Source organism: Mycobacterium sp. UNC410CL29Cvi84 (genome assembly GCF_000686745.1).
Lineage (GTDB): Bacteria > Actinomycetota > Actinomycetes > Mycobacteriales > Mycobacteriaceae > Mycobacterium > Mycobacterium mucogenicum_B.
Window position 1 is genome coordinate 22,858 of record NZ_JMLM01000011.1, and the last position, 13,652, is coordinate 36,509.

At 67.2% G+C, this 13,652-nt stretch carries 5 protein-coding genes; all 5 read right to left on the reverse strand.

All coding sequences use genetic code 11. From position 1 onward, the window contains the following. Nucleotides 1–4: 4 nt before the first annotated feature. Entirely contained in the window at nucleotides 5–838 is an 834-nt protein-coding gene (locus BR47_RS0116365; RefSeq protein WP_029120176.1) for a ChuX/HutX family heme-like substrate-binding protein, read from the reverse strand. Continuing rightward, nucleotides 828–2,570 (reverse strand): sulfite reductase subunit alpha, encoded by a 1,743-nt coding sequence (locus BR47_RS0116370; RefSeq protein ID WP_029120177.1) that lies wholly within the window; start codon nucleotides 2,568–2,570, stop codon nucleotides 828–830. The genes BR47_RS0116365 and BR47_RS0116370 overlap by 11 nt, the downstream gene beginning before the upstream one ends. Further along, a complete protein-coding gene (locus BR47_RS0116375; RefSeq protein WP_502685827.1) occupies nucleotides 2,567–8,068 on the reverse strand; it encodes a glutamate synthase-related protein in 5,502 nt (1,833 codons plus the stop codon). Before BR47_RS0116375 ends, BR47_RS0116370 begins: the two co-directional genes overlap by 4 nt. Nucleotides 8,069–8,265: 197 nt before the next feature. Next, entirely contained in the window at nucleotides 8,266–12,759 is a 4,494-nt protein-coding gene (locus BR47_RS0116380) for an ATP-dependent helicase (RefSeq protein WP_029120179.1), read from the reverse strand. A 91-nt stretch (nucleotides 12,760–12,850) separates the two neighbouring features. Beyond that, a complete protein-coding gene (locus BR47_RS0116385; protein ID WP_029120180.1) occupies nucleotides 12,851–13,639 on the reverse strand; it encodes an SDR family oxidoreductase in 789 nt (262 codons plus the stop codon). Between the last annotated feature and the right edge of the window lie 13 nt (nucleotides 13,640–13,652).

Sequence of the window (13,652 nt, forward strand, 5' to 3'; positions counted from 1 at the left end):
TTTTCTAGTCCTCGCAGGTCGGCAACGATGCCACCATGGCTTCCCAGGTTTTCCGGACGTGCTCGCAGACGGCTCCGGTCTGCGTCAGAACCGTCACGCAGTGGCGGCTGTGGTCGTACAGCTCGATCGCTGACGTCGGCCCGGATATGCCATGCGTGCGGGTCACCCAGCATTCCGAAAGCTGTACGGGGTCAACGGCATATCGTGCTGCTCCGAATATCACCGCGAAATGTTGGTTCGCCCCATCTGCCATCGACGCCCGGCCGCGGTGTAGCTGCACGCACCCGCCGCCGCGCACAGCGACCGTGAAACCCAGCCCCTCGGACACCAGATACGCCAAGAGGTGAGGAACCACTGCAGGAACGATCCGCCGGGCGCCCTGAAACGGAAGCACCTGGTAGCGCGCGTGCGACAGATCGTCGAGATGGTCGAGTTGATCGGTGTCGTCCCAGTTGACCGCACCCCAGTCGACCGGCGACACAGGCTCTGATGCGTCGGCCGGTGTGGTCGAGAGTGCCTCCACCACAAGCTGGTCCGTCAACGGTGTCAGATAGGCGCGGTGCGTGCCGAAGTCGTCGAGCAGTGTCAGTGCCCGCGAGGTCCGGTACCCGACCACACTGGGCGAGATCCGTAGTCCGATCCGATCCTCGTTGTACACGAGCGCTTCACCGGGGTGCGCGACCGCGCCATACTCGCCGGTCTGCGACAGTAGCGCAGCATCATTGGCGGTCACCGAGACCACCGTGCCCAGCGCGGGCAGCGCTTCGGCCAGTGCGCGGCTGCCGGCCGCAAGCCGCCCCGCGGGGCAGTTCGGGCATCGTCGACCGTCAGTACACATCGCGCACGTACCGCTTCTCGCGTTTGAGTTCGTTGACGTAGTCAGTGGCGGCGTCATGATCGAGTCCGCCGTGTTCGGCGACCACATCGTGCAGAGCCTGGTCGACGTCTTTGGCCATCCGTAACGCGTCGCCACAGACGTAGAAGTGGCCACCGTCCTGGAGCCAGCCGAACAGTTCTTTGCCGTTTTCGCGCATCCGGTGCTGCACATAGACCTTCTCGCGCTGATCGCGCGAGAACGCCAGGTCCAGTCGGTCCAGAAGGCCGGAGGCCTGCCACGCCGTCAGTTCGTCTTCGTAGACGTAGTCGTCCGCGCGATGCTGGTCGCCGAAGAACAGCCAGTTGCGGCCGCCGGCACCGCGCTTTTCGCGTTCTTGCAGGAACGCCCGGAATGGTGCGATGCCGGTGCCGGGACCGACCATGATCATCGGCACGTCGTTATCGGCTGGTACCCGGAACGACTTGTTCGGTTGCAGGAAGATTTTCGCCGTCTCGCTGCGGTCGGCCAGGAACGTCGAGCACACGCCGCCGCGCATGCGCCCACCCATTTCGTAGCGCACGCTGGCCACCGTCAGGTGGATACGATCAGGATGCGCGAGCGCACTCGATGAGATCGAATATGCCCGGTGCTGAAGGGGTTTGAGCAATCCGACGAATTCTTCGACGCTCAAGTCGTCGCCGGCGATGCGCAGCACGTCGAGGATGTCCTTACCCCACAGCCAGCGGTCCAGTCGCTCCTTCACGCCGCCGCGCAGCACGTGCGACAGTTCTTCGTTCTCGGCGCGACTTTCCACCTCACCGAGCAAATCCTTTGATGGAGAACTGATTTCGTATCGATTCCCGAGGAGCTCGCTCAGCGGCTCGCCGGCGACCATCGTGTCGACGGACACCCGGAAATGCTCGGCGATGGCCTGCACCAGAGCAGGATTGTTCTGCGGCAGCACGGCCAGCGCGTCACCGGCCTCGTATTCGATACCGCTGTCCGCCAAGGCGAATTCGTAGTGCCGGATCTCCTTGTCCGAACCCGGGCCCGACAGCAAGCGGTTGACCGCCAACGCCGCGACGAACGGGTTCTTCCGCGTCCATCCGGAGCGCGCGACCGCACTGGGCGGCGGCGCCGACGGCCGCCCACTGGCACCGGATGTCGGCACCAGCGCCATCAGTGCACTCTGAATCCAGTCGGCGGCCTGTGCCTCGTAGTCGACGTCGCAGTCGCTGCGCGGGACGACGCGGGTCGCGCCGAGTTGTTCCAGGCGCATATCGAACAGCTTGCCGGCCTGGCAGAAGCCGTCATAGCCGGTGTCGCCGAGCGCCAGCACACCGAACGAGACACCCTCCAACCGCGGTGCCGTCGACGCCGACAGGGCCTCCCAGAACAATTCGGCATTGTCGGGCATCTCGCCCTCGCCATAGGTCGAGGTGACGATCAGCACGAACTTCAGGCCGGCGAACTCGCCCAGTTCGATCTCGTCGAGTCCGCTGACCTTGACGTCGAAACCCTGTGACTTGGCCGCTGCCGCAGCATCATTGGCGACACCCTCGGCGTTGCCCGTCTGGGTTCCGTACAGGACACGCAGCTGCGGAAGCGAGGCCGGTTGGTCACCGACGACCACGGGCGGCGGGGCAGCGACATTGATCGCCAGTCGGGAATGCAGACCGGCCAGGAAGCCGGAGATCCAGGCACGCTGGTCTCCGCTGAACGGGGCGTCTTCGGGAATGTAGGCGATCTTCACTGTGCGCTCTCCAGGGAGTCGAACGAGGCGGCGACATCCGGGACGGATTGTGCGGCAAACAGTTCCTCGAAGGACGGCAGTCGGCCGATCTTCTCGACGTTCTTCGCATCTTGGTACAGGATCCAGCCGTAGGTGCCGGGACTGTCCATGGACAGCACATTGCGTTGGGCCAGCGCCTCCTTGTAGTCGTTGATCCGCTTGTTGGCGACGAACACCGCGAGGTCCTCGTCGCTGAACCCGTCGATGGCCTCGCGGGCGTAGCGCTGCAGTTTCTGGATGAGGAAGAAATCCTCGGTGAGCACCAGGTTGCGCACAGTCTTTCCGATCCGTGGATCGGCCACGTCAGCCACCCCGGGGGTGCGGGACAAGGCGAGTTGCTGAGCCATGTGCAGCACCGTGTAGGTGTTGAGCAGCGCGTACATCTCCTCGGTGTCGGTATCGCCGTAACCGGGTACCGCACCGCCGAGCACTGTTTCGCCGTTGCGGTAGGACCGCTTGAATTTGGCCACTTGGTAGCCGGCGAGCGCAGTGGCCAGTTCGTCGAGCAGTTCCTTGCGGGTCTTGGCCGCCAGGATTGCGTCGGCGTCCTGGTACAGCAGCAGTGCCCGCGGCATGGCGTACACCACGTGCTGGCGGGTGACGTGCCAATCGTCAAGCAGCCGCCGCGCTTTCGCCGAACCGGTGGCCTCAGCATGCCACTGCAGCAGAGTCAGTGCCGTCGCTTCGTGAAACGGCGCCTCCGATATCGGGGCGACGACCACCGAGTCGGCACTGACCTTCGAGGGCAGCTGACCGTCGGGGTCGAACTGGTAGAGGAATCCGCCACTCATGCCATTGGCGACACCCTTGCCGAACTCGCCGATGTTGAACACCGCACCGTTGGTCATGTACTCGCAGAGGAATTCGCCGACGCCTTCGACCACTGCCGTGGCGCCGGAGTTACGCACGGCGAACCGGTCACCGGCCTCACCTGCGACGAACAGCCGGCCGCCCGATGCGCCGAACAGAGCGAAGTTACCGATCAGCACGTTGCCGCCGGGCTCGTCCGATCCGCCGCCGGGGGACAGCACCGCAATGGTGCCGCCACAGGCGCTCTTGCCGACGCCGTCGTTGCAAGTTCCGGTGTGCGTCAACAGCATTCCGTCGTTGCAGAACGCGCCGTAGCTCTGTCCGGCCGATCCGGACGTGGTGATGACGACGCTGTCCGGCTTCAGGAAGCGGCGGCCGCGGTCGTCGGTCGCCACCGCCGGACCATCGGCACCCTCGTGGTTGAGCATGCGTTCGATGTCGATCGCCAGCTGTCCGCCGACGCTCTTGTTCCGGTTGGTCAGCGTCACCGGTTCCATCGCGACGCCGGCCAGGTCGAGCTGGGCCAGGAACGAGTCGTCGACGGAGTAGTCCCGTTCCATGTAGATCGGGTCTTCGGGGACGAAACCCTCTGCGGGGGCGAGCATTGCCCGCAGATCGAGTTGGCCGATACTCGACGGGTGATCCAGCAGGTGCAGCAGGTCGCTGCGGCCGCGGGCATGCTGCAATGACGGCAGCCCGAGCGTGGCGAGAATTTCGCGGACCTCATGGGAGATGTTGAGCAGGTACTGCGCCAAGGCACGAGGATCGCCCTCGAACGCCTCGGCGTTGGTGGTCAGGCCTGCCGGGCATTTGATGTTGCAGTTCTTCGCCATGACGCACTTGAGCATCATCAGGGCAGTGGTGCCGAACTCGTAGCTGTCCGCTCCGAGTAGCGCCGATTTGATCACGTCACTGGCGGTTTGGTGCGCGCCTGAACATCGCAGGACGACTTTCTGCCGAATCCCGTTGGCCACCAGGGCCTGATGCACTTCGGCGACGCCGATCTCCGCCGAGCGGCCCGCGTACTTGAGGCTCGTGACGGCGGCCGCGCCGGTGCCGCCGGTGTTGCCGGCCACATTGATGACGTCTGCGCCGGCCTTGGCGACACCGGCGGCGATGATTCCGATGCCTTCACTCGACACCAGCTTGACGATCACCCGCACGCGTGCGGCCTTGCAGTCGTGGATCAGCTGTGCCAGGTCCTCGATCGAATACGTGTCGTGGTGCGGCGGCGGCGACACCAGCTCGACGCCGGGGGTGCCGCCGCGGGCGGCCGCGATCTGTACCGTCACCTTGGGAGCCGGAAGCTGGCCGCCCTCACCGGGTTTGGCGCCCTGCCCGATCTTGATCTCCAGCTCGCGGAGCATCGGATCGGCCAGATAGCCGGCCCACACGCCGAAGCGGCCCGAGGCGAACTGCTTGATGCGGGAGCCGCGGATGGTGCCGTAGCGGCTGATGTGCTCGCCGCCCTCACCGCAGTTCGACAGACCGCCCACCATGTTGGTGCCGTGCGCGACGGCCTCGTGGGCGTTCGCCACCAGCGCACCGTGGCTCATGGCGCCGGAGGTGAGCGTGGCCGCGATCTCATCGGCCGGTTGGACCGAATCCAGCGGAATCGCTTCCGGCGCGGTCTGCGTCATTCCCAGGAAATGCCGAGCTCTCGCACGAGCGACGAGCCACAGCCGGTCGTCGTCGATCCGGTGGTCGATGATTTCCTCACCGAACCGCTGTACCAACGAGTCCGCCAATGCGTGCAGTCGCTCCGGTGAGTGGCTCAGCCGGATTGTGAACTCGTCTCCCATCCGCTCCACCGTCAGACCGCGCACCAGGTAGGAGTTGTTGCCGAAGCGAGCGAACTTGCCCATCTCGGAACGGAATTCGTCCGCCGTGGTGGCGAAGGTGACGTCGGCAGGGAACGCCAGCACGTCGCGCAGAGCTGCAGGCCGGCGGGCCCGTTCGTCGTTCATGGCGAACACGAAACTGCGGTAGCCGGGAGTGATGTCGAAGCTGTTGATGGCCCGCGGCGTCAGTTCCTCGAAGCTGTTGTTGCGGTAGGCCTCGTCGTTCAGGCCGAATGCACCTTCGAGTTGGTTCAACGGCAGCGTTCGCAGGAACACCGGGTCGGCCATGTCGGCATTCTTGGGCCGCGCAGCGTCGTCGAACGCGATGGATTCCTCGGTCATGTCGACGAATCCCCGCACGGCCGTGGTGCCGTACGAGTGCCCGGCGCCTTCCGCGCGTTCCTTGAACAGGCCGAGCAGCGGCACGTCTTTCTCGGTGCTGACCTGCAGGGCGCGGTTATGCCACTCAGCCGAGGTGTCGGACAGCGTACGGAATCCGACGCCGCCGACGACCGCGGTGACGTTCGGAAAGTACTTGCGGAGCACCGGCCCTGCGGTGTCGAGGTAGTTGGGCTCGAAAAACTCACCGCCGATGTAACTTTCGACGGTGCACAGGCCGACGCGGCCCATGGTCTTCATCAACGACTTCTCCGCGGCCTTGGCGAAACGCTTGTAGGCGGCGGCAACCGATTGCTCGTCGGGGCCGAACTTCTCCTCGGCGCGCATCTGCACCGTCAGCGGATACACCGCGGACGCGCCGAACCCGAGCACCGTCGCGATGTGATGCGACGACGCCAGTTGGCCGCTCTCGGCGATCAGCGACACCCGCAGCCGCAGGCCTTCTTCGATGAGCCGCTGGTTGATGGCCGAGACCACGATGGTGAGAGGCATCGGCGCCCGGGCACCTTCGACGTGACGGTCGGAGATGACGGCGATGCCGCCCGACTCGCGCGCGAACGCCTCGACCTCATCGCACAGCTTGTCGATCGCGTGCACCAGAACGTCGGCGTTGTACTGCCCGCCATCGAGGGCCACTCGGTATCGCATGCCGAACACCCGCACCGGGGTGTGGCTCTGGTCGCGGATCTTCAGCATGTCCAGATGCGACAGGATCGGAGACGGGATGACGATCTGCGGCGCCGGTGTACCGCCACTACCCGGCTTGGCGCCGAGTGCCACCCGCAACGTCATGCCGTCGGCTTCACGGATGCTGTCCAGCGGCGGATTGGTGACCTGAGCGAACCGCTGCGAGAAATACCGGGCAATGCCGCCTTCGTGATTGGACAGCGCGTTGATCGCGGCGCCGTAACCCATCGCGGAGATCTTCTCCTGCCCGGTGGCCAGCATCGGGTCCATCAGGAACTTGAAATCTTCCTGGCTCATGGAATAGGCGACGTAGCGCTGATAGCGGTTCAGGTCGCCGTTGTAGCGGGCGGGGGAGAGCTGGCTTTCCGGCGGCACCGCGGGCAGGTCGGCCAGGTTGACCCGGGCCCGCGCCAGCATTTCGGGGTAATCATGTTGTGCAGCAAGTATTTCCAGGGCTTCGGTAGAACCGTACGACCGCTGCGCTTTGTGGTCGTAGTACAGCATTCCGCCGGCTTCGATGCGGCCCCGTTTGATCACTTCCTCTGGCGGGAAGTACACCTGCCCGGCTTCGGACATGACGCCCAGATACTCGGCGGTCTCCACGGTGCGCAGCGGGCGCAGTCCCAAGCGGTCGAGGCGCGCGCCGATGAACCGGTCGTCGCCGAAGATCAGTGCGGCAGGACCGTCGTTCTTCTCCTCGTAGAGGCTGAAGTACTCGAGCATGGCGCGGACCTCAGGCGACAGTGTGGTGTCGTTCTCCCATGCCGGGGGCATCATGGCGACCACGGCCGTGACGAGGTCCAGTTCGTCCTCGAGCACCCGGTGCTGCAGCGTCTGGTCCAGCCGGCAGCTGTCCGATTGTCCGGCGGGGCGGATGATGGCGCGGTTGTGCGCCCGCGCCATCGCGTTGTCGGAGAGCCGGTTCTTCTTGTCGGTGTTGAGCTCGCCGTTGTGGGCCATCAACCGGAACGGCTGGGCCATGGTGGCATTGGGCGCCGTGTTGGTGGAGAAGCGGGTGTGGAAGAACATGGAGTGCACCTCCATCCGCGGATCGGACAGATCGCGGAAGTAGGGCACCACTTCGTTCGAGTTGAGCCGGCCCTTGAGCACCTGCGTGCGCGCGCTCAACGAAAGCGGGTACAGGCCAAGCAGTTCGGGGCGGGTGTAGGCGATCGCCTCGATGGCCATGAGGGCATCGTGGATCTTGCGATCCGAATCCGACAGGAACACCCACTGCCGGATGGGGAGCTGATACTTCGTCGCGGCGGCCCTGATTGCAGAATCATCCACGGGGACATCGCGCTTGAGCAGAATTTCGAAACCCTGGTCAAGGAGTGCCTTCTCGATGACCGCCTCGGCCTCGTCATGGTGGGCGGGATCATTCGGCAGGAAGAAGTTGCCCACGCCGAACTGGCCGAGGCGTAGGTCGGACCGATTGGTGAGTTCGGCGAAGAATCGCAGTGACAGATCGAGGTTGACGCCCGCGCCGTCGCCCACGCCTTCGGAGGACATGCCGCCGCGGTGCGGTACGGCGCACAACGCCTCGTGGAGTTTGCGGATGACGTCGTGGGTTTGGACGCCGTCCTTCCTGGTCAAGAAGCCGACACCGCAACTGCTCTTGTCCTGATCCGGGTCGTACAGTCCGGGCAATCGCGTCTCCTCAAACCCTTCAGCCGCATACCGGCGTGTCCCGTGGGTTCTCGTCGTTGAGCGACCCGCCATGGCCGACGCGGCCAGGCCGGCAGCCGACGCAATCAACCAGCTTAGCCTAACCTAACTAGATGGTAGGTGGACTGGCGGCGACGCTCGTCACATCGACCGGCGTGTGGACGCCGGCCGATGATTTCCGAGCTCATCACATCGTAAGCAGTGGACCGTGAGCGTGCAGGATCTAGACAGATCCAACTCGACCCACCGGATCAGCGCAGCCGCAGCCCCCGCGGCGTCCGGGAGAACCCGGCATCGGCCAGCGCGGCGTGGACCTCGGCCTGCGCGGCGTCGGGGGTGGGAGCCAACACCGTCTCCCCGTTGACCTTCTCGATCAACAGCGACTGCAGTCGCCCGGTGCTCACCAGCTCTGCCAGCGCACCGGCCGCCGCGCGTTGTTGTTCGGCAGTGGCGCCGAACGACAACAACGACTTTCCGCCCCGTTCCAGGAACCACACCAGCTCGCCGTCGACCAACGCCACCAGCGCCCCCGCCTTGCGACCAGGCCGGTGGCCGGCAGCCTCGGGCCAGGGGAGTGCGACGCCGTAGGGATTGCCCGGGTCGGTGGCGGCGAGCACGATGGCGGTGTAGTCGGGTCTGCTCTGGTCGACGCTGTCGAGATAGTTGCGCAACCGGTCCACCGTCGAGGCCACCGCGAACTGCGCGCCACCAAGGGATTCGATGAAATACCCGCGCTGGCAGCGCCCGGCCTCCTCGAACGCCGTCAGCACTTTGTACAGCGTGGCGAATCCGCCGGGCAGGCCGTCGGCCGCGCCGCGGGTGACGACGCCGTAGCGGCCCAGCAGCAGCTCGGCCTGAAAGTGTGCCCGCGTCGTGGATTCCGGCTCGGCGGGCGGCAAGGCCGACCACCGGCCGGCGACCGTCGGGTCGACGGTGCGGGCCTGCGGCCGGGCGACGCTGTAGCGGCTGAGCCGGGGCGGGCGCTGCTGCCGCTGTCGGTGCGACCCTCCGGGTTTGCGCCCCGCGTTGCCCAGGAGCGCCCGGACCGGGGCGAAAGTGTCGCCGGTGACCCAGCCGGCCCAGATCAGTTCCCACAGCGCCTGTTTCGCGTCGGTGCTGTCCTCTGCGGCCAGCTGCCGGAAAAAGTAGGCGCCGCCGTTGCTGAGCGTGTCCAGGAGTTCGCGGTGCGTGTCGGTGAACTCGATCTCCGTACCCGGCGCCAGCGACAGCGGCGCGGTGTCGGCCCGGTGGAAGACGACCCAGCCGTCGTTGGCGCCGATCTGGCCGGCACCCGACCAGATGACCTCACCGGAGGCCAGCAGTTCGTCGAGCATCGCCGGTTGGTAGTCCGACACCCGCTGACCGAACACCAGCGGCTCGACGGCGGACGCCGGAATCGGCACGCCGGCAAGCTGTTCGATGACCGATGCCAGGCCGTCGATGCCGCGCGCATCGCCGAACTGCTGCCAGGCCGGCAGGAACCGGGCGTACGCGGCGGTGCTCACCGGCTCGATCTGGGCCCGCAGCGCGGCCAGCGACCGGCGCCGCAGAATCTTCAGCACCGTGGCGTCACACCATTGCTGGTCGACGCTGTCCGGCAGATCGGTGAACTCACCGCGAATGAGCTTGCCGTCCAGCACCATCCGGCTCAGGGCATCGGCAGTCACCCGGTGGCCGAGGCCGAACCGGGCCGCCGCCTGGGTTGTCGTGAACGGCCCGTTGGTTCTGGCGTAGCGGCCGAGCAGTTCGCCCAGCGGGTCGGTCACCGCGGCAGTGAAACTGGCCGGCACGCCGACCGGCACCGCGACGCCGAGACCGTCGCGCAGCAGGCCCATGTCCTCGACGGCGGCCCACCAGCTTTGGCCGGCGAACGTCACCGCCACGGCGCGCTTGGCGGCCTGCAGCGTGGCGCACCAGGCCTCGACATCGCTTGCGGTGCACCGCTGCCGGAGTTCCTCGGTGGTCAGTGGCCCGAGCAGCCGCAGCAGGTCGGCGATGCCCTCGGCGTCACGGGCGGCACGGTCTTCCGTCAGGTGCTGCAATTGCCGGATGGTGGCGGCGACGACGTCGGGGTCGAGCAGTTCGCGCAGTTCGACGCGGCCCAGCAGCTCGGCCAGCAGCGTGGCGTCCAACGACAGTGCGGCAGCACGACGCTCGGCGAGCGGGCTGTCGCCCTCGTACATGAACGCGCCGACGTAACCGAACAGCAGCGACGCGGCGAACGGCGACGGCGTGGCGGTCTGCACGTCGAGCACCCGGATCCGGCGTTGTGCGACACGGCGCATCAACTCGATGAGCATCGGGACGTCGTAGACATCCTGCAGGCATTCCCGCACGGTCTCCAGCACGATCGGGAAATCCGGGTACTTGCGGGCGATGTCCAGCAGCTGCGCGGCCCGCTGTCGCTGGTGCCACAGCGGCGACCGCTTGCCGGGATGGCGCCGCGGCAGCAGCAGCGCCCGTGCCGCGCATTCGCGGAAACGCGATGCGAAGAGTGCCGACCCGCCGACCTCGGCGGTGACGATGGGCTCGATCTCGTCGGCCTCGAACACGAAAATGTCGGCGCCGGGCGGGTTTTCCCCGGTGTCGGGCAGGCGCAGCACGATGCCGTCGTCGGACGCGGTGGGCTTCTCGTCGATGCCGTACCGCTCCATGATCCGTCGACCCACCGCCAGCGCCAGCGGCCCGTGCACCCGCAGCCCGTAAGGCGAATGCAGGACGATCCGCCAGTCACCGAGCTCATCGCGGAACCGTTCCACCACGAACGTGGTGTCGGTGGGTACCGTGCCGGTGGCCTGCCGTTGCTCGTCGAGCAGCTGCCACAGGTTGTCGGTGGCGTAGTCGTTGAAACCCATTGTGCTGCAGTACTCGTCGAACTCGGCGCGCGGCAGCCCGGCGAGCTTGCCGGTGAACGCGCCGATGGCCGCACCCAGCTCGGCGGGACGGCCGACGGCGTCGCCGCGCCAGAACGGCAACCGCGCGGGCTGGCCGGGCGCGGGCAGCACCAGCACCCGGTCGTGGGTGATCTCGGTGATGCGCCAGCTGGTGGCGCCCAGGGAGATGACGTCGCCGGGCCGCGACTCGTAGACCATCTCCTCATCGAGTTCGCCTACCCGCGAAGGCTTTTCGTCACCCGTGGCCAGGTAGACGGTGAACATGCCGCGGTCCGGGATCGCGCCGCCGGACGTGACGGCCAGCCGCTGTGCGCCGGGCCGGGCAGTCAGGGTGCCGGTGTCGCGGTCGTAGACCAGGCGCGGCCGCAGCTCGGCGAACTCGGTCGAAGGGTACTTGCCGGCCAACAGGTCGAGCGTCGCCTCGAAGGCGCTGCGCGGCAGCGCGGCGAACGGCGCGCTGCGGCGGACGGCGTCGAACCAGCGGTCGGCATCGAGGGGTTCGAGAGCGGCCGCCGCGACGGTGTGCTGGGCCAATACGTCGAGGGGATTGGTGGGTACCTGCAGGGTCTCGATCTCGCCGGCGCGCATCCGCTGCACGGTGACGGCGCAGTCGATGAGATCGGTCCGGTGCTTGGGCAGCAGGACGCCCTCGGAGATCTCGCCGACCTGGTGGCCGGCGCGCCCGATGCGCTGCAGACCACTGGCCACCGACGGCGGCGCCTCGACCTGGATGACCAGATCGACCGCACCCATGTCGATGCCGAGTTCCAGGCTCGACGTGGCGACGACGGCCTTGAGGCGGCCGCTCTTGAGGTCGTCCTCGACCTGCGCCCGCGCCTCCTTGCTGACCGAGCCATGGTGGGCCTTGGCGAGCAGGCTCGGCGCACCGAAGGTTTGCCCGCTGGCCATGATGGTGGCCGGCGCGCCCCCGCCGATCTGTGGGTTTCGCTCATTCGGCAGCTCGATGCCGGACCGCGCGGCGTGAATCTCGTTGAGCCGCGCGGTGAGCCGTTCGGCCAGCCGCCGGGAGTTGGCGAACACCAGCGACGAATTGTGCGACTCGATCAGGTCGACGATGCGTTCCTCGACATCGGGCCAGATGGTGCCGCCGTCGAGGTTGGCCATGTCGGGCACCGGTACCTCGACGCTCAGGTCGAAGGTCTTGGCGGCCGGTGGTTTGACGATGGTGGTGGGCGCGGCTCCCGACAGGAAGCGGGCGACCTCCTCGGGTGGCTTGACGGTCGCGGACAGGCCGATGCGTTGGGCCGGCTGGTCGAGCAGCTCGTCGAGGCGTTCCAGCGACAGGGCGAGGTGCGCGCCGCGTTTGGTCGCCGCGACGGCGTGCACCTCGTCGACGATGACGGTCCGCACCGTCGCCAGCGTCTCGCGGGCCGCCGACGTCAGCATCAGGAACAGCGACTCGGGTGTGGTGATCAGGATGTCCGGCGGCGTCGCGATCAGCTGGCGCCGCTGCGCGGGAGAGGTGTCACCCGACCGCACGCCGACGGTGATGCCGGGCGCCGGTGCGCCCACCCGCTCGGCCACCCGCGTGATGCCGGTGAGCGGCGTGGACAGGTTGCGCTCGACGTCGACCGCGAGGGCCTTCAGCGGCGAGACGTAGAGGACTTTTGTGCCCTTGGCGCCGTTGGTGTTGGCGGGCTGCTGTGCCAGCTGGTCGATGGCCCAGAGGAACGCCGCCAGCGTCTTGCCGGACCCGGTCGGGGCGATGACCAGCGTGTTGTGGCCGTCGGCGATGGCCTGCCAGGCCTGCTCCTGGGCCGGGGTGGGCGTGCTGAAGGCAGCCGCGAACCACTCCCGGGTCAGGTCACTGAACCTGTCGAGTGGATTCACGTGTCCATACTGCCCGGCGGGTCTGACATGCCTGAGGGATTTGTGCACGAAAATCCGCGGTCAGCGCGGAAAATCGTGCACAAATCGCAGGTCAGAGGGTCCGCTGGTACCGCCGCATGCCGGCGATCCAGCGGTCGTAGTCGGCGCCCTTGTGGCGGTACATCTCCAGTACCTCGGGGTGCGGGAGGACCAGGAACGTGCCGTCCTGTACGGCCTGGACGACGAGGGCCGCGACATCATCGGGCCCGACGACGTTGCCCGCGTGGGTCACGGCGTTGCCGGCCACGCGGATCGCGGCGTCGGGGGAGTCGGTCATGCCGCGCAGCAGGGGCGTGTCGACGCCCATCGGGCAGACGCAGCTGACGCCGATGCCCTGGTCGCCGTAGGTGATGGTCAGCCACTCCGCGAACCCGACGGCGGCATGCTTGGTGACGCTGTACCCGGCCGCGCCGAGCTGGGTGAGCAGGCCGGCGGCCGAGGCCACCGCGACGAAATGCCCGCCGCCGCGCTCAACCCATTCGGGCACAACAGCTTTGGCGGCCCGGATGTGCGCGCGCAGGTTGATGTCGATGATGCGGTCCCACGCGGCTTCGTCGTCGCCCAGCCCGGGTTCGCCGGTGATGCCGGCGTTGGCGACGTAGATGTCGACGGGTCCGTAGGTCGCGCGGGCGGCGTCGAGCAGCGTCGCGATGCCGTCGACCGACGACGCGTCCGCGCCGATGCCGACACCGCCGTAGCCCGCGGCCGTCTCGGCGGCGGCTTCGGCATTGATGTCGCCGGCCACGACCGATGCGCCCGCGGCCGCCAGTGCCGTCGCGATGGACCTGCCGATGCCCGAGCCCGCTCCGGTGACGACAGCCACCGCACCTTCGATCTTCACGGGCTCATGTCTA

Excerpts from the sequence above, each read along its gene's own strand:
- BR47_RS0116365 (WP_029120176.1), bottom strand. The coding sequence starts at position 838 with ATGTGTACTGACGGTCGACGATGCCCGAACTGCCCCGCGGGGCGGCTT.
- BR47_RS0116375 (WP_502685827.1), bottom strand. The coding sequence starts at position 8,068 with ATGGCGGGTCGCTCAACGACGAGAACCCACGGGACACGCCGGTATGCG.